Genomic DNA, 19257 nt, shown 5'->3' with positions numbered 1-19257 from the left:
CTAGCTATATATAGCTGTACACATCTGGCTCTGGTTTACTGAAAATGGACTAAGTAGCCAGAGATGATATTGATGGGTGTTAAGCTCTCTCAGGCGAATGCTGTGCCAGAGCTGCTTCAATAAGATGCGCGACTTGTTCAACAGCCGCTTCACCCGCTGCAATCGCTTCTTCAGCACGATGAAACTCCATGGTTCCGATATCCCCCATATCTGGCACAATACAGATATCTGGTGGATCGCCCATTAAACGTGCTCTCTTATGACGATGTTCTAAAATTTCCATCGATTGATGCATAACCGCTAGCATACCAGGGTTAGGATTATGCGGCGTGCCCGCTTTATGGCCTAAAGAGAATTTATCCGTTAAGCCCGTAATATAATCTCGGCCTCTAGCTAACAAGTCGGTAAAGCCTTTATCTTGATGCTGCTCCGCTTCTTGAACTTGTTGCTTAGTTGGCTTATGGCTCTTCATACTAACGGGCAGTACTTGCATACGACCACGACGCAGCCCATGTAGGTCGACCGCGATAACTAAATCGACTCCCATGGCACGGCTAACTGAAACCGGAACCGGGTTAACTACAGCACCGTCAACCAACCAACGTTCTCCCACCTTAACCGGAGGCAAAATGCCCGGCATGGAACAAGACGCACGCACTGCATTACGTAAATCCCCTTCTCTGAACCAAATTTCCTGACCTGAATAAAGGTCGGTAGCAACGGCTGCAAACGGTTTTTTCAAATCTTCTATCTGCATATCGCCAATGCGCTTTTGCAGGACGTCAAACACTCGCTCACCGCCAATTAATCCGCCACGGCCCCAGCTTAGATCCATCAGCCCGAGCACATCCCAACTGCTAAAACTACGAACCCAATCCTCTAGTTCTTCTAGGTGATCATTAGCGTAAGCCGCACCAACTAATGCACCAATAGAGCAGCCTGCAATCTTATCGGGGTAGATCCCCATTTTGGCTAGGCCGTTTAATACACCAATATGCGCCCAACCTTTTGCAGCTCCGCTGCCTAACGCTAAGCCTATTCGCACTGAATGTTTGTTTGTAGACACGCTAAAATGACTCCATTGGTCGGCTTTAAAATAGACTCTTTAGCAGTGATAACCAAAGAGCCTTAAATCAATTGTTAAAAAACCATTCGAATTAGTAAGGTAAGTGGATCTCTAATGACATTAAACGAAGGTTCCCCCTAGGAAGTGGGGCATTTTAGCAGATTTATCTGCATTTGAAGAACAAAGTTGATGGGTATTCGTAGCGCATTGCTAAATCTGTAGGTTATAATACGCGGTCGTATCATTTATGGAGTACACCTTTGCAATTTACCGATTTCGCACTGGATCAACGTCTGTTACAGAGTCTTAAGCACATGGGCATTGACACCCCAACAGAGATCCAGGAGCAAGCCATTCCTGTAGCCCTAGCAGGCAAAGACCTAATGGCGTCTTCTAAAACAGGCTCAGGTAAAACATTAGCCTTTTTATTGCCGGCGATGCAAAGACTGATTTCGTGTAAAGCATTGAGTAAACGCGATCCGCGCGTGGTCATTCTATTACCGACCCGCGAACTAGCGACTCAAGTGTACAGCCAACTTCGACTTTTAGTTGCCAACACTCAATTCAAGGCGACCAAAATTCTCGGTGGTGAGAACTTTAATGATCAAGCTAAAGCCTTAGCTCGTGATCCACATTTTGTTGTGGCAACACCAGGCCGCTTAGCTGACCACCTAAAACAGCATCATCTGCACCTTAATGGTCTTGAACTGCTTATTTTAGATGAAGCAGACCGAATGCTAGATCTTGGCTTTGCCGAGCAGCTAAAGATGATTAACGCAGCAGCGGATCATAAGCGCCGTCAAACTTTGATGTTCTCAGCGACGTTAGATCATGGTGATGTAAACGACATTGCTAACGAACTACTAAAATTCCCTGAACATGTAGCAATTGGCGCGGGTAACTTAGAGCATAAAGACATTACTCAGCGTATCTTCTTGTGTGATCATTTAGATCATAAAGAAGCGCTACTGACTCGTATTTTGAAAGAAGAGCAGCAAAAGCAGATTATTATCTTTACTGCAACCAGACAAGATACCGATCGCTTAGCGAAGAAACTAGCCGATGACGGCTTTAAAACGGCCTCGTTAAGTGGTGAGCTAAAGCAAAACGCTCGTAACCAAATCATGGATGAATTTAGCCGTGGTTTGCAGCAAATTCTAGTGACTACAGATGTTGCCTCTCGCGGACTCGATCTATTAAACGTGTCATTGGTTATTAACTTTGATATGCCTAAGTTTGCTGAAGAATATGTACACCGTATCGGCCGTACTGGACGCGCGGGTGCAAAAGGCGATGCGATTTCACTTGTTGGGCCAAAAGACTGGGTTAACTTTACCCAAGTGCAAACCTTCTTGAATAAGACGTTTAGTTTTAGCGAACTTGAAGGTCTTAAAGCTAAGTTCTGTGGCCTTAAAGCAAAAGCGCCAGCTAAGAAAAAAGCCAAGCCTGCTGCGGTAGCGAAAAAGAAAGCCGCTAGCGCTAAGAAAAAGACAGCCGCTAAAGCAGCCTCAAATCGTGATAGACGTTTTGCTACTGGTGTTGATGTTGGTGACGCGCCAATGCTTAGAAAACCAAAAGCTAAGCTACAAGACACCCCAGAAGATTAAGCGATAAACTTTATCGGAAACATGCTTAATATTGAAAGCCGCAGTGAGCCATCTCACCGCGGCTTTTGTCTTTATGGGCGGTTTTGTAAGTAATACCAATCACTATCTCTCGCTTTAACGCCCTTTGCTTGCAAAACAATCATTCAGGTTGATAGCAGCCAAATTTCTTATTAATCACTTCATCGTAAACATTGATTTGAATACGCCAGAAAGCACATTAAAACGCTGACCATTTCGGTAAATAGCGCTACCAATTTACAACTCAAATAACGCTGTTACATTGCTAAAACGAGTTAACAGGCATGACTAGCAAACTCGTTACACTGGCTGAAGGGCTCACTATAGCCAAAAGTTATTTGAATCGCGTCAGAAAGCACATTAAAACGCTGACCATTTCGATAAATAGCGCTACCAATTTACAACTCAAATATCGCTGTTACATTGCTAAAACGAGTTAACAGGCATGACTAGCAAACTCGTTACACTGGCTGAAGGGCTCACTATAGCCAAAAGTTATTTGAATCGCGCCAGAAAGCACATTAAAACGCTGACCATTTCGATAAATAGCGCTACCAATATACAACTCAAATATCGCTGTTACAGTGCTAAAACGAGTTAACAAGCATGGCTAGCAAACTCGTTACACTGGCTGAAGGGCTCACTATAGCCAAAAGTTATTTGAATCGCGCCAGAAAGCACATTAAAACGCTGACCATTTCGATAAATAGCGCTACAATACGCCCAATATTGTTTTTTTAAGGTTTATCATGAGAGTTTGTGGCGTAGAGTTAAAAGGTGGCGAAGCCATCATCAGTTTATTAAGTTATGAAGGCGAAACTTATAACGTGCCGGATTGCCGTCAAAAGTCGTTCGCGATTTCAAACTCTGAAAGCACCGAAACTATGCGTGATTTTCACTTCGCATTCGGTAAGCTGATTGAAGACTACCGCGTTGATGAGATTGTTATTATCCAACGTGATCAAAAAGGTAAAGGCGCAGGTAGCGTAACAAGCTTTAAACTAGAAGCATTGATCCAAATCTTACCTGTTGCGGTATCAATTGTGTCGCCAGTTGCAATTAAAGAGCAGCTAAAGCGTAATCCTCCACAAGTAGATTTTGAAGGTCTAGATCTTAAGCGTTTCCAAAAGAGCGCATTTGAAGCAGCTTATGCCTTCCACAACATTACTATCTACAAGACTGACGAAGAGTAACTTTATCAGCAACGAGTAGAGATTAATGGGCGCACTTTGAGCGCCCTTTTTATATCTTTAAATCTATATTCGAAAGCTATCTATTTGGAAGCTATCTATTAGAAGAAATAGCTATCTATTAGAAAGCGGTCTATTGGAAGCGAATTCTAAAAGTTAATTATTGAATAAGTTAGCTTAAAGACAATATTCTAGAACCAATACCTTAAAATAAGTACAGCATGCAACCACTCAAATACCTCGCCGGCTATTCAAGCGATATCCAAGACCAAGTACAAAGCCTAATAGCTCAAGACCAGCTCGGACAATTCCTGCTTAAACGTCACCCGCAGATCCACTCAGTTCGCACAGATAAAGCGCTTTACGACTACACCATTGAGATAAAAAATCAGTATTTACGTAAATCACAACCACTGTCTAAAGTGATCTTTGATGACAAAATATCCCTAAGTCATCAAGCACTAGGCCTGCATTCTTATGTTGCTCGTAAACAAGGGGCAAAAATCAAAGCTAAGAATGAAATCCGCATCTCTTCACGGCTTAAAAAAGTACCTGAAGGCCTACTGCGAATGGTGGTGGTGCACGAACTAGCTCATTTAAAAGAGAAAGATCATAACAAAGCCTTTTATCAGCTTTGCTGCCATATGGACGGTGATTACCATCAACTGGAATTCGAATTAAGGTTACTACTGACCTTAATTGATGCGGGTAAGAATCCCTATAGTTAATTCGAACAGCCAGCATAGATAATCAGCTAACGCTGCCCGCACTTAAAATCTAAATACTTGCATCAAATGCTAACGATAATGATTTTCATTAGCCTTATTTTAGATTACACTCTAAGCCATTGAACAAATAGGCACTAGCGCAACTTTCGAGTATTCGATGATGAGTGAAGACTAATGAGCGAAGAGTTAACTAAGAAGCAGCAGAAATGTCGCCGAAAGCTGGCTAAATACCAGCAAAAACTTAATCATTACACTCAGCTAAAAGAGTGCGAAATATCCCTCAAAAAGCGTGCAGCAAAGCTGTGTAAATATCGTTTGAAAATCATCAAACGCCAGCTAAAGCTTAAGCAGATTGAAGCCAAGATTAATCAATTTTCGGCTTATACTCAACTCACTCCCGCGAATGATGCTGTCGCGAATGCGCCTATATTTGTAAGCCGCAGTGGCAAAGCCCGCTCACCAATTCCAGCAAACTTATATCGCCCCCATAAGAGTAAGCCCTGTAAAAGTTGCCCTGCTCTTCGTGGTAAAGCTTGTTTATGTGCGATGAAAGTCCAGCAACGTAAACAAGCTTAGATTCAGCCTTTGAATGAAGGCGGGTTACATTCTTTTTAACTAAGACACCCAAAATTATTCACTGCACTGGCAGCTTTAACTCGACATTGAGCTCGGTCGTTTCCGTCTCATCGAGACAGCCCATAGCTGTCGCATAATCACGCTAGCACGAGCAGAACATGGTTGACGAGGAAACTATCGGTAACTAAAGTGAATTTCATACAGCAGAAATGCCAAACATATGTTTGGTCATGAAAAAATGAGGGAGAGTTTAAGTAGGCTAACTACAATCTAGCCAGCGGTGACAATTGGCGGCGCCTTGTCGTCGCTTACGATCAAGATGTTCACAATAAGCTGTTAACTCTTGTGTGTTACCAACAGGACCTTTGAAGATTGTTGTGAACTCAGCAGTCATTTTAAGCCAGTTTTCAACAGGAATATTCAAACGATGCAGCAGTTGCCTTGAGGACTGACTGATAACCCCTCTTTTATCATGCCGTTGAATATGGCCCGTATCATCAATCAGTTGAAGGTAATCTTTAGCATTAAACATCAACCCTTTGGGCATGTCTTGATGTTCATTTCCCACAAAAGGCAGTAACGGTTCGGGTTGCTTCCCCTTCACCGCTGCTTTTATACGTAATTGAATACTCGTAAAATCTGAGGTTGCTGCTGAATCAGCCATCTTTACTCGAATAGGGTTCAAGTCAACATAGGCCATACAGGCCAAAACTGCGGCCTCATCAAGCAGTGCTTGAGACTTAAACCTGCCTTCCCAAAAGCGCCCTTTACACTTATCTTCCGCATTAGCCTTTCGGGCTATGGGTTCGTTCAACGCTCGCATAAACCACGAGATGTCCATCAACCTTATACGATACTCTTTTACCCGTTTATTGATGATGGCTTGCTGGTAGGTCTCAAGTGGCTGACCTTTAACAAAACTATGATTCAGGCTGTCACCTTTGAACAGTTTTTGCCATTGCGCAACAACCTCTATATCTGACCAAGACTTCGCTAATTCTGCATCTATACGCAAGACAAGATGCAGATGATTGCTCATTACCGCAAACGCACAGATATCAATGGCAAACACTTTTGCAAGCTGCAGCAATCGCAGCTCAACCCAGTCACGCCTATGCTCATAGGATTGACCTGTATGCTTATCAACACCACATAAAAAAGCCTTTCGAACACAGCGAGATATACAATGATAAAACGGCGTATCTTCTAAGCTAACTAATGCTTTTCTTGGGGTTGGCATAACAAACTCCTCTATTCAGCCATAACTAAAGCCTAGTAAAGGAACCGTGCATTCACAATTCTGGGTGTCGTAGTTATTTATTTTACCCATTAACAGGGCGTTATGTGATTTATAGACATTTCCGACTAAAAACCGCTAGAATGCGCTCTCGCGGCTGCACATGAATTTCAGTCAACTTTAGAGAAAATACGATGATTGTAGAAAATGTGCTTCCTGAAAATTACGCAGAAATGCTTAATGTTTGGGAAAATTCAGTCCGAGCAACTCATGACTTCATCACAGAAGAAGATATCGAGTTTTTTAAACCCATTATCATTGAGCAGGCTTTTCCTGCTGTCACGTTAAGATGTGTGAAAAATGAAAGTGATTCAATTTTAGGTTTCGTGGGTATCTACGACTCGAAGGTTGAAATGCTGTTTATCTTAGACGAGGCTAGAGGGCAAGGTGTTGGTAAGGTACTGCTGCAATACGCAATTGAGCAGTTAGGTGCAACCAAAGTCGATGTAAACGAACAAACCCCACAGGCAGTAGGCTTCTACGAGCATATGGGTTTCAAAGTCGTTTATCGCTCACCACTTGATGATATGGGAAAACCTTTTCCAATTCTGCATATGACACTTTAAAGCTCGGTTTGTCGTAACCAGTTTGTCAGAAGAAACGCCCAAGGCTAATAACTTTGGGCGTTTCCGTATCTGTGGAACAACATGCAAAAGTCAGCTACTGTATACTCCTAAAGGGGCTTTAATTGTTCATCTCGATGAATAGAAAGCTTAAGCAATGCCCATCATCATCTTTCTGACTTTCACAATCTGGCTAAACTCCGCCATCTCTTTTGAAGAAAGTTTACTCGCCATAGGTATTTTGGCTTTCATCGAATCTACTGGGCGACCATTGATATGAAATTCGTAATGTAAATGCGGCCCTGTAACACGCCCCGTATTACCCGATAGCGCGATAACTTGGCCGCGCGAGACTCGCTGGCCTTTATGGACAAGAAACTTAGATAGATGTAAGTAACGAGTGCGGTACTTGTTACCGTGCTCTATCACCACATACTTACCCGCAAAACGATGATTGGTAACCAAAGACACGATACCATCACCTGGCGCAACAATCTTCGTGCCTATTGGCAGGGCAAAGTCGGTACCGTTATGAGGTGAGTTTCTTCCCGTGACAGGATGGTGGCGATTAGGATTAAATCGAGAGCTTATACGATAGTTCTTAGTTAATGGAATGCGCTGGAAGGCGCGCGCTAAGCTCTGCCCTTTCTCATCATAGAAATTACCATCGCTATGCTGATAGGCGTTGATGCTACTCGAGCCCCTATCTATGGTCACTCCGAGCACATGGCTATTACCCGTGGCTTCCCCGTCTATAAACTGATCGTTCATCAATACCGAGAACTTATCACCGGCACGAAGGTCGCGAGCGAAATTAAGTTTCTCTTTTAATAATGACTCTACACGCTGGATCTCCGCCGCATTAAGGCCCATTTTCTTTGCCGAAACATAGAAAGAACCGTGAATTTGACCTGAGATAGCGCGGTCTCGCCAAATCCCGTCGATATTAATTTCATCAACGTTAAATGAACCATCATCAAAGCGCGTAAAAATAACCTGCCTTGCAGCGTTAAAGTAGAGCGTGAGCTTTTGCAGATCACCAGCATCATTAAGCCAAAACTGGATTTTGTTGCCCGGCCTTAGTGTATCTAATGCCAACACATTTAAGTCTGCTTCGAGCACGCGGTACATGGTTTGTTGATCCACGCCGCCTTGCTCAAATAAGCCACTCAAAGTATCGCCTTTGACGATCTCTTTTTGAAATGCGGGTTTTGGCTCTAGCAATTCAGCGCTGGAGATCTCAACACTATGAGAAAGAATGGAGTCAATATCGAGCTGAACTGGGATCCTTTGCGGCAGCAACTCTTGATGACTTGGGAATAAACTAGCAGCACCAATAATGAGTACTGAGCCTAAAAGCACTTTCCGATGAAAAGAAGGCAATCCCGCAAAACGGTTTTTAGACATATTTGAAAAAGAAAATTTACTTGCGCGCAACCTATGCCTCAACTTTCATTATTATGATTATCTATTTGACCGAAAAACCCCTTTAAATCGAGGTTTGATGCCAAGTTATATCAAAAATAATTCAATTTACAAACCGATCTACTGCACAAATTACTGACCTAGCCTAGATAGCTTCAAGACTCAAAAAATTATCCCACTGTATTTGTTCGATAAACACACAGATACAATGGGATAAATTAGTTTTACCGTAAAAAGGGATTAAGGCAGTACTATGCTTACTTCACTCCCCACTGCAGTCTTACTAATATCGATACGGGTACCTATCTGTTCCTTCATCTCAGATACATGAGAGATCACGCCTATCATACGACCGGAAGACTGCAGATCCATCAAGGTTCTTACCGCTAAGTCCAGTGAGTCTTGATCTAGACTGCCAAAGCCCTCATCAATAAATAGCGTGTCGAGCTTTATGCCACCAGCATAGGCCTGCACCACATCAGATAAACCCAGAGCCATAGATAAAGCCGCCATAAAGCTCTCACCACCACTTAAGGTCGCTACAGGTCGAACCTTTGAGGTGTAAGCATCTTCGACTTCTAACTCAAGCCCTGATGCCTTATTGCCCTTGGCCCGCTCCTCTTTACGTAACAAACGGTAACGGCCTTTACTCATCAACTGTAGACGATGACTCGCCTCAAGCAGCACGTCATCAAGCAGTACACTGAGTACAAACCGCTGCAAGCTGATTTTATTGCCGGTTTGACCATTAGCGACCTCTGATAAAGTGCCAATCACCGCATACTCATCTTCAAGTTTCTTCGCTTTGGCATCTGCCTCTTTTAACTGCAGCTGAGTTTGGGTTAACTGAGTCACTCGGCTCTGTATAATTTGCCACTCATTCTCAGCCGTTTGCCGCTGCGCTTGAGTACTCGTCAAATGCGCTTCAAGTTCTTCAAGCTGTGGCTTTACCTGCTCTGATAGCTTTTCATTCAGCTGCGTTAATCTTGTCTGGTTAACGATGCACTCTTGCTGATAGCGGCCTATCTCATCGGCTATAGTTTTAAGTGCCTCAGCTGACAACAAAGCTTGAGTTAATGCCTGTTTGTCACTAAAACCAGAGCTTGATAGCTGCTCTGTTAACTCCAACGTCGCTTTCTCACTCTGCAGCTTGGCCTGTTTCAGGCTTGACTCCGCACTAGCTAAAGCCGCTGTTTGCGAGGCGTCTTGCGCCAGTGCTTGGCTATGAGACTCACGAATGCGGTTTATGGCTTGCTGCAACACAGAGACATGGGCCTTAGCCTGCTCAATTGCCTCATTGAGCGCATTTAAGCTGCGATATTGCTCAGGAATAGCATGAGATGCTTGCTCCAATTGCCCTTGAAGACTCGCAGCCTTACTTTGTAGTTCGACAAAAGCTTCTCGTTCGGCATCTAGATTTGTTTGCAGCTGTTTTTCTTTAGCTTGCCAAGCTTGTATTTGGCTTCTAAGTTGAGCTAATTGCTGAGCAGCACTATTGGCTTGGTTAAGCTGCTGTTGCAGCTGCTGTAATTGCAACTGCATGCTCTCTATGGATTGAGCACTGCTGTCACCAAGGCGCTGAAGCAGCTCATCTACTCGCTTCAACTGCTCTTGATGCTTAGTATTTTGCCCTGAGTATTCAGCTCTGGCCTGATTAAGCGCTTCACTTGCCAACTCCTCATTACGCTGAGCTTGTTGCAACTCCTCTTCCGTTGGCAGTTGCTCTGCACTTTGAGCAGGATTTGGATGCTCGCCGCTACCACATACCGGGCATGGTTGCCCAGGATTAAGCTGTAAAGCTAAACTCGCGGCCTGACCACGGTGCCAAACGAGCTGAAGTTGTTTGTGGTTAGTTTGTGCTTCAATAAACTGAGCGCGAAGCTGCTGACCTTTATCTTTAGCGACTGCTAACGCCTGCTCTGTATGACTGGCGTCAACGCTTGCCTGTTGCCACAGCAAATGTCGTTCTATCAGATCATTTTGAACACTAACGGCTTGTTGGGCATTAGTTTGCTCACTGGCAAACTGTTCTAGTTGTGGGATAAGTTGCTCTGCGGCAGCTTTTTCTGCCGATATAGCTTCTAAGGCTTGCTTCTCTTGCAGGCCTTTTTCTTTGGCTTGGTCACGTTCATTCGTTGCCTGAGTCAACTCATTGTGTAGCGCCTCTAACCCTTGCAGTTTTGGCACTAATTGAGTGAGATTTTGCTCTGCATGTTGAGCTTTTTGGAGCTGAGCGTCTTGCTCTGGCAAGGTGTCAAATTGGTTCTGACTGCTAGCTAATGCCTGCTCACTGCCCTGCTTTGCTGCTTGCACCTGGGCAAAATGTTGTTGCGCTTGAGCCACCTCTGTATCCCGGGCAAGCGATACATCTAATACTGGTTTTAATTGCTGCGCCTTTTGACCATTATCGAGTTGGTATTGTCGCTGCTCGATAGCTAGTTTTTGCTCACTTAAGTCCACGGCAGTTTGTTTAAGTTTGTCCAGCGCATCAAAATCGCTGACTAAAACCTTAGCCGATTCAACCTGTTTATTGGCATTAATCAGTTCTAGCTGAGTCTGCTCTTTATGCGCTAAAGCTTGGGTCAGTTTTGGAGTAAGCTCTACAAGCTCATGGTTTAACGCCTCATCAGACTCAAGCTCGACATTTTGCATAATGCCATCTCGTCTTGCCCGCTGCTCTTTGACATCGTTTCTAATACTGGATGCTTGAAACTTTAGTTTATCTTCAATTTTACGATAGATTTGCGTCTGAAATAGCTGACTAAAAATCTTCTCTCTATCTTTAGAGTCCGCCATTAACAGTTCACGGAACTTGCCCTGTGGCAACACCATTACCTGACGAAACTGATCCGCATCAAGACCTGTAAGGCTTTCAATTTCAGCGGTGGCTTCTGAGACTTTACTCGCCACCAGCAAATGTTCACTGCCATCACTATCGATACGATAAAGCTGTGCTTCTGGCTTTTGCACCGTATAACCATCGCCACTTTTCTTAGCGCGTTGCTGCTCTGGTACTCGGCGAATACGGTATTGCTTATCCCCCAGCGCAAAACTAAAGGTCACTTCAGTTAACAGGCTGTCTGGTGCTAAGTCGCAGCGCATCTGGCTGCCTTCACGCTCATCTCCTGTGGTCTTGCCATACAGGGCAAAACAGATGGCGTCTAACAGCGTAGTCTTACCCGCACCAGTTGGGCCGTTGATCAAAAACAGGGGGTTAGAACCTAATGCCGAAAAGTCGGTCATTTGCGTCGATGCAAATGGGCCAAACGCTGACATTTCTAGAATAAGCGGTCTCATGATGTGCGCTCCACTTTATGTAACTCATCAATAGCGGTGATCATGGCTTGTTGCTGCGCCACTGTCATTGGCTCGCCGGATACCTGAGCAAAGAAGTCGGTAAACATATCTAACTCGCCCTTCTTAATATGGTCTCGGCTTAGCTCAACCTTACTATTGTCACTCATCAACCCTGTACGCTCTAGATGCAGCACATTTGGATATACACTTCTTAGTTTACCCATAGCATCTAAGATGGCGCACTTATCACTCAATCTCACCATCAGGTAATCTTCACGATTCACATCGGTTTTGCCCTGTTCGAGTAACTCGGCTAACTCACCTTCGATGATCCGTACATCCCGCATTGCATTTAACGGCAATAACTCAAAGCTCGCTTTACCGTCATGGTCTAATTCAACCAAGGTAACTGACTTGTTTTGATGCTGTTCACTAAAAGAATATTTCAGCAGCGAACCCGAGTATCTTACATGTTCAGCGCCCTTATATTGCGGGCCGTGTAAATGCCCTAACGCCGTATAGTTAAAAGGAGTGAACAATTTTGGCGAGATCTTATCGGCGCCGCCAATACTCAGTGGACGCTCAGATTCAGACTCACTGCCGCCATCGAGAAAACAATGACTGACCACGACTTTAGGTAAGCCTTTACTATCGTGCTGTTCAACCTGCTCAAGCAGTTTCGCCATCGCTTCTTCGTGAGTGCTCGCCTCACAATCAAACACCTGACGTACAGTGGCGGGATCGGCATAAGGCAGGCCATAGAACATAGCACTACCCTGCTTACCTTTAAGTTCAATAGCCCTCACCTCTTGAGTTAACGGGCCGATAATATGCAGGCCGCTGTCATTCATCTGTCTAGAAGCAAAACCTAGGCGCTCGTGACCGTCATGATTACCGGCGATCATGATAAGTGGGATCTTTAACTCATTCACCAAACGGTTAACCACGTCATCTAATAAGGCGACCGCATTGGCTGGCGGAACCGATCTGTCGTAGATATCGCCAGCGACAACCACCGCATCGACGCTATGCTCAGTCGCGAGTTCGATAATTTGATTGAGAACAAAGCACTGATCATCGAGCAGGCTCTGGTTATGAAGCTGTCTGCCGATATGCCAGTCAGATGTATGGATAAATTTCATGCTTTCTCGTTTAACAATGAGGAGGGAATACGCGAGAGTGCCAAAAAAGACTTTCCGTTTTGATACTTTTCATTTAAGCAATAGTAAGAAAACTCTGCCGATTTAACAATAGTGTCGAACAGTACAGACACACTAACTGAGGTTAAAGCCACTAACGGTAAACAAACGTCTGTTTGCACAATGTTCAAAACTGAATAATTGAACAAATAATTTACGATTTACTTAATAAAACATGATGTGTACCAAATTAGTCACTAAAAATCGAAAAAATGGGTGCGTTTTCCACTGAGTATTGTTACTACAGGCATACTTAAGCAATTGTGGTACTAGATAGCATGCAGTTTTCAAAGTTTGGTGAAAAATTTAATCGTTATTCCGGCATTACCCAGTTAATGGATGATCTCAATGAAGGATTGCGCACTCCTGGTGCAATTATGCTTGGCGGAGGCAACCCCGCTGCTATTCCGGCCATGCAAGATTACTTTCATCAGGCGACGGCGGATATGCTAGCCAATGGCGAACTCGTCGCTGCATTAGGCAACTATGACGGCCCTCAAGGAAAAGATGCATTCTTAACGGCTCTAGCCAGTTTACTGCGTGAAACTTATGGCTGGGAGATCAGCGAGAAAAACATTAGCCTAAGCAATGGCAGCCAGAGCGCTTTCTTCAACTTGTTCAATCTACTCGCCGGTGAACAAATCGATGGTAGCCAAAAGAAAATCTTGCTGCCCCTAGCCCCCGAATACATTGGCTATAACGATGCGGGCCTAGATGATGACCTTTTTGTCTCTTATCGTCCCGATATTGAAATGCTAGATAATCGCATGTTTAAGTACCATGTGGATTTTGAACAATTGCAAATCGATGACTCGATTGCCGCGATATGTGTGTCTCGCCCAACGAACCCAACGGGTAACGTACTCACAGATGCAGAAGTCAGCAAACTCGATGAGATTGCACGGGCAAAGGGCGTCCCTCTAATCATAGATAACGCCTACGGCACACCCTTTCCAAATATCATTTTTGAACAAGTGACACCATTTTGGAACAGCAACACCATCTTATGTATGAGCCTTTCTAAACTTGGCCTACCAGGTGTGCGCTGCGGCATAGTCATTGCGAGTGAAGAAATAACCCAAGCCCTGTCTAACCTCAATGCTATCATCAGCCTAGCGCCTGGAGGGTTCGGCCCAGCCATCGCCAAGCATATGATTGAATCGGGTGATTTACTGGACTTAAGCGAAAACGTTATCAAGCCTTTCTATCAGCAAAAGTCTGAATTTGCGGTGTCATTACTGCAGCAATCGATTACCGATAGCCGATTTAGAATTCACAAACCCGAAGGCGCGATGTTCCTTTGGCTTTGGTTCGATAAATTACCTATCACCACCATGGAGCTTTATAACAGACTGAAAGCTCGTGGCGTGTTGATTGTACCCGGCGAGTATTTCTTCTTTGGATTAGAGGAAGATTGGGATCATGCGCATCAGTGTCTGCGAATGAATTACGTACAAGATGAAGCAAAAATGCGCGCTGGCATTGCGATTATTAGCGAAGAAGTAGCAAGAGCCTACACCGAGCTTTAAAAGCTAATACTGTTATACGTATTCAGCATAGATAAGCGATTGAGCAAAGTGCTAGCCTAATCTAGACTAGCCTAATCGCTTATCTCTCTTCAGTTAAATTTCATACAACTATAACTCCTATTAATTAGCCACTTACCTTAATTATAATTATGTGTTTTACATTTTTATTGAGATAATAGTCGGCTTATTTTGCATGGATATCGACTCCCTCGCTTAACTCTTTAACTTTCCTGTCGCCTTTATAGTTAACCAATGGCGCTATTTAATAACCTTAAAAACCTACTGTTAACGCCCGAGCAAAACGCAAACCATCTTCTCTAAGATCTAACTCCGGATAGATTTTAGAGAAAGCAACTTTGCTTTTTGTCATGAGATCATAAAATGAAAAAACTAATACTTGCTGTAGTCATCAGCAATTTATTGACAGGCTGTGGCGATTACACTGATGCACCATCGACACCAGTAGAACCTAGCATACCGCCAACAGACCTTACCCCTGCTATAAAAACCTATCAGGGCAGTTTATTGTTAAGTGGCAAAAAGTTGTCAGGCCATATCAGTTGTAACGGCGAAGCATTAGGTCATAGTGGAAGCTTTACTTTTAAGGATGGGGAAAACGTCACCTGTACCTACGGCTCTTTAGAGCTGTTGAACAAAGATATACCACTGCCTGAAGGTTGGACTCGCGACAGCCATAACGCCATGGCATTAGACATGAAAGATGATTGGGAATATGCGATTAGCCTTGAAGATGGCACCAAAGTCATGGCAAAGGTCAGCACTTGTCCAGCGCTTATCAATGAAATCTGTTTAGATGAAATAGACAGCTTCGATATTGCCCCACTATTTTCTAATGGTGATAATGCCGAAATTGATGCCTTTCTAAACCCACCAGCTGCAGAAGAAACTGATGAAGTCGATAAAGCGCCTAGCTCACACGTTGACAATACATTAACCCCAGTTGTCTCTGAAGGCGCAAAGCCTGATCTCAATGCCGACTTTGTCACCGCCGCCGCTGAAGACGCCTACAGCTACAAACCTAGCCAAGATGTACGCATATTCACAGACAGTATATTGAGCAACAGTGCAGGCACGCCTTTGGCTGGTGTCAATTATTACACCAAGTCTTCACGGGGTATTACCGATGCAACAGGCATCATCTCCTACGTCTGGGGCGAAACCATTACATTTGGCTTAGATACCTTTACCTTTGGCTCAATTAAAGGCAATCAAGTTGAATATCAGCTATCGGATGTTTCTGAAAATGAAATCGTTAAACAAAACATTGATGCATTGATTGCTCGTTATGCAACAGACTCGGGGGATACTGTAACCTTTAGTGAGAATGTTCATCAGGTTTTTGCCCAATACCCTAACGCCATTAATGAAATCATTAATATCAACCTTCCCAACGGCGCGGAAATCGAAAACAGTGGTTACTATGTGCCTAATGAATTTAAAGCACAATTTAGTACTGGCTTAGCTCAAATTATTGATATTGAATTAAACTCAGCTTCTTCAACATATAGCCATCAAGCCACACCGTTATTACAGAAAAGTGGCTATGTAACTGAGACCTTAAAGCAATTGTATTCAGGGGTTGACCAGTTCCACGTATTCCACGATAACACTGCATTTTACGGTGAAGTCGGTTATGCGCGTTTTATGCGTTCAATAAACACATCAAACACGGCTTTCCCTGTTTTAATGCCACGTAACGACGTGAATTATTGGTTACCATTTGGTTCAGAGCAGGCTTACCGACGTGATGATGGCTTCCCGTACGTAACAGATGCAACAATCATTACTGCCGATTCTGACGTGACACTTAAGCGTCCGGAAAAAGTGGGCAAAGACACAGCTACATACAATTTACCAGTTATTACAGCGGGTGAAATTGGTGCCGGTAACGTGGTCTTTATGGGTAACAGCCTGTACCCAAATATTTTAAGCAAACCTGATAGCTATTGGGCAGGTGGCGAAGATGCTGGACAAGATAATGGCAGCATGGCGCAGTTCTTTATGAACATGTTCACTTGGTTTGCTCCAGAATATAACAATGGCACCACCACAGTGACCGTGGGCTCAAACATTGGTAAAGTTTGGCAGTCCAATGTTAACTCAAATAAATTGTATGACTTCTCTATCGACCCATCATTTAAGCTAAATATGGAGCCTATTTCGTCAGGTGGATACAGCGGACTCGACCCACAGACGATGCCATTTTTAATCTTACAAGCTTATGAAACAGGTGTATTTGGTGATGGTATGAGCGGCAAGGTGCTCGCTGATATTGAGCAACCAAAGCTAACCTCCGCAGACATTACGGCATTGATCGAGTATATCAATGCTGGCGGTAATGTTTTATTTATGGATGGTATTGAGCAATTAAACCCTGAACCAATCGCGCGTTTAGCTGATACAGCTGGTATATCATTGGGCGGGGCTAACCTTGCACGTACCCGTCAAGCATACTGTGGTGAAAGCTATTATTGCCAAGCCCCTTACCCTAACGCACGTGCAAGCTTTACTGATATGTTGGTGACTTACGAAAAGTTCGATGATATGTCTAAATTCATTGTTAACCAAGATGGTACAGTGACTTTTCCATCACCTATCGACAAACCTGAGTTTGGTGTTGCCCAATACAAAACTATTGCTGCTGACGGTATTGAACACAATAACTTTGCCTTCTTCAGTGCCAAAACAGAAGTTGAGCGCTTAGCTGCAGTAGCCAAAATTAAAGCGGCATTCCCTAAGGTTAAAGAGTGTAGCGACGACAGCTATGATTATGAAATTGGCTGTATTGAAACCCGTAAAGGCCATGGTTATACCACTGGTGAGCGATACTATCGCCCTAGATTTACTCGTTATGAAATGAGTCCAGAGGTTGTTTCTACTATGGTTAAAGCCGCTAACTTAGGCGCAAATGTTGAAAAACTATATCAACATGAAATCTATTACCGTAGTAAAGGCAAAGAAGGAACACGTTTATCGCTTAACGTGCTAAACCAAACCTACGATAACTTATCTATCTGGCTGTGGAATGATGAGCAATATCGCTATAATGCTAACGTACAAGATGAGCTGGGCTTTAAAAAAGCCACTGAGTTCTTAAACTGCTATACCTCTGATTTGCACCAACCCGATAATGCTTGTCACCCAGAGACCCGAGCCAAACTGCACAGCTACAACATGCTGACAGAAAACGAAGAGTTGAACCCAAGCTACCCGTTAAACTATCAAGAAAAGCCGCTCACCCGGATCATGCTTGGCCGCTCTTACTGGGATAACGACATCAGTGTCGACACCAGTATCTACCCTGGCAATACCGCGGTCACTGGCACAAATGCCAGCGTGCAAGTTGAAACATTCAACAATGCTGTAGTCGGTACGGCAAACAACATGCAGTCAACGGGGTTATGGGCAGTAAAACGCAGCACAGTGACTGTGACCGGTAATCATGATGCCACTATTACCGTTGCACTGGTTGATGATGTGACAGGTAAACACCAACATGAATTGGCGCTAAAGCGTCCTTCTCGTGTGCAAAAGTCTTGGACCCACAAAGCGGGATCGTCTACTGAGATTATCGCACCATATGGCGGCCTAATTTACATCAAGCCAACGAGTACTGATGAACTCAATACCGTTGAATTTAGCTTTACAGGCGTATTGGAAGCATCGCTTTGGAGAAACGGAAAATGGCTAACCCCTGTTAACCTCGAAGTGCCATTAGCCGAAATAAATACAGGCCATTTTGTTTATACAACCCCGGTCAAAAATGTTGCTAATACTGATATCCAGCAGTTTGCCGATGGTATGAATGACTTTGCTAACAAGGCCAGTGATTTCCATGCAAGAGACAATACCTACGGCAATATGCGCTTTACGGGCAGCTTGTTGCCAGAGCACAGCCATAGATTTGTCAATGACGTACAAATATCAATTGGTGCAGCGCATTCTGGTTACCCTGTGATGAGCACAACCTATAACCGCGACGCCAATACCATTCCAACTAACCCTGTAAATGATTGGTTATTATGGCATGAAGTCGGCCATAACCTTGCAGCTGCCCCCTTTAACGTAAAAGGGGCTACCGAAGTAGCAAATAACTTGTTAGCGCTTTATATGCAAGAACAGCGTGACAACGGCAAAGGTGAAATGGAACGTATCAAAACTGATATTCAAAAGGCACCTATGATGATCAGCCGTGATGAGGGCCATGTTTGGAGCCATGGTGACGCAGGCTCACGCTTAGTCATGTTCGCTCAACTGAAAGTTTGGGCTGAAGATCACTTCAAAATTGCAGACCACTTTAAAGGCGAAACTATCCCCTCTTACTATGGTGCAGATGAAGGTTGGAACATGTTCAAACTGATGCATCATCAAGCGAGAAATAACAAGAATCCATCTTGTTCAGCTCAAAATGCTAACGGTCTTAGCGAGGGCGATCTGCTTATGGCCTGTGCTTCAGCTGTTTCAAAATATGACCTAACTAGTTTCTTTGAAGCATGGAATCCAAGTGAAGTCTCAGTAGTCACAGCAGATGGCAGCCGTGACTATCAAGGCGGGATAACCCAAAAAGGCACTGGCTATGTACAGTCTTTAGACCTACAAGTACCAGCATTGAAACCTGAAGCCATTGATTCTATAAATTAATCAAAAGTGTTATCTAATAGCTAAACACTGAAGCTTAATAAAAAGTCCCTTAGCAAGTGCTAAGGGACTTTTTTTTATGGTGTCTGACCACACTATAGTG

General features: G+C 43.9%; 12 protein-coding genes. 7 read left to right on the top strand and 5 right to left on the bottom strand.

The features are described from left to right. Positions 1-79 precede the first annotated feature (79 nt). Positions 80-1066 (bottom strand): patatin-like phospholipase RssA, encoded by a 987-nt coding sequence (rssA, locus tag K5Q73_RS12605; protein WP_220759468.1) that lies wholly within the window; start codon positions 1064-1066, stop codon positions 80-82. Positions 1067-1326: 260 nt separating this feature from the next. Here rssA and K5Q73_RS12600 point away from each other — a divergent pair, with 260 nt between their 5' ends. From K5Q73_RS12600 to K5Q73_RS12585, 4 genes are all read left to right on the top strand, one after another. Then, positions 1327-2673 carry a DEAD/DEAH box helicase gene (locus K5Q73_RS12600; RefSeq protein ID WP_220759467.1) on the top strand — a complete coding sequence of 449 codons (1347 nt, stop codon included), beginning with the start codon at positions 1327-1329 and terminating at the stop codon, positions 2671-2673. A 767-nt stretch (positions 2674-3440) separates the two neighbouring features. Continuing rightward, complete coding sequence (locus K5Q73_RS12595) at positions 3441-3884, top strand: DUF3010 family protein (RefSeq protein WP_220759466.1); 444 nt, start codon at positions 3441-3443, stop codon at positions 3882-3884. Positions 3885-4102: 218 nt separating this feature from the next. Continuing rightward, positions 4103-4609: a M48 family metallopeptidase gene (locus K5Q73_RS12590; protein ID WP_220759465.1), complete on the top strand. Its 507-nt coding sequence runs from the start codon at positions 4103-4105 to the stop codon at positions 4607-4609. A 174-nt stretch (positions 4610-4783) separates the two neighbouring features. Beyond that, positions 4784-5185, top strand: coding sequence for a hypothetical protein (locus K5Q73_RS12585; protein WP_220759464.1), 402 nt, complete (start codon positions 4784-4786; stop codon positions 5183-5185). Positions 5186-5444: 259 nt separating this feature from the next. On the opposite strand, the gene K5Q73_RS12580 is transcribed toward K5Q73_RS12585, so the two are convergent. Next, a complete protein-coding gene (locus K5Q73_RS12580) occupies positions 5445-6425 on the bottom strand; it encodes a transposase (RefSeq protein WP_220759463.1) in 981 nt (326 codons plus the stop codon). A gap of 191 nt (positions 6426-6616) precedes the next feature. Here K5Q73_RS12580 and K5Q73_RS12575 point away from each other — a divergent pair, with 191 nt between their 5' ends. After that, on the top strand, positions 6617-7048 hold the full coding sequence (locus tag K5Q73_RS12575; protein ID WP_220759462.1) for a GNAT family N-acetyltransferase: 432 nt from the start codon (positions 6617-6619) through the stop codon (positions 7046-7048). A 147-nt stretch (positions 7049-7195) separates the two neighbouring features. Here K5Q73_RS12575 and K5Q73_RS12570 read toward each other — a convergent pair whose 3' ends face one another. The 3 genes from K5Q73_RS12570 to K5Q73_RS12560 form a co-directional block, all read right to left on the bottom strand. Then, positions 7196-8452, bottom strand: coding sequence for a peptidoglycan DD-metalloendopeptidase family protein (locus tag K5Q73_RS12570; RefSeq protein ID WP_220759647.1), 1257 nt, complete (start codon positions 8450-8452; stop codon positions 7196-7198). Positions 8453-8710: 258 nt separating this feature from the next. Next, positions 8711-11767 carry an AAA family ATPase gene (locus K5Q73_RS12565; RefSeq protein WP_220759461.1) on the bottom strand — a complete coding sequence of 1019 codons (3057 nt, stop codon included), beginning with the start codon at positions 11765-11767 and terminating at the stop codon, positions 8711-8713. Next, positions 11764-12909 carry an exonuclease SbcCD subunit D gene (locus K5Q73_RS12560; RefSeq protein ID WP_220759460.1) on the bottom strand — a complete coding sequence of 382 codons (1146 nt, stop codon included), beginning with the start codon at positions 12907-12909 and terminating at the stop codon, positions 11764-11766. Before K5Q73_RS12560 ends, K5Q73_RS12565 begins: the two co-directional genes overlap by 4 nt. A gap of 335 nt (positions 12910-13244) precedes the next feature. On the opposite strand from K5Q73_RS12560, the gene K5Q73_RS12555 reads away from it, so the two are divergent. After that, complete coding sequence (locus K5Q73_RS12555; protein WP_220759459.1) at positions 13245-14495, top strand: valine--pyruvate transaminase; 1251 nt, start codon at positions 13245-13247, stop codon at positions 14493-14495. Between the two features lie 381 nt (positions 14496-14876). Continuing rightward, on the top strand, positions 14877-19157 hold the full coding sequence (locus tag K5Q73_RS12550; RefSeq protein ID WP_220759458.1) for an SslE/AcfD family lipoprotein zinc metalloprotease: 4281 nt from the start codon (positions 14877-14879) through the stop codon (positions 19155-19157). Positions 19158-19257: the final 100 nt, after the last annotated feature.

It is taken from the genome of Shewanella sp. MBTL60-112-B2, assembly GCF_019655055.1.
Taxonomy (GTDB): domain Bacteria; phylum Pseudomonadota; class Gammaproteobacteria; order Enterobacterales; family Shewanellaceae; genus Shewanella.
The sequence above is the reverse complement of the archived record's forward strand: the minus strand, read 5'-3'. Positions and strand labels throughout refer to the sequence as shown.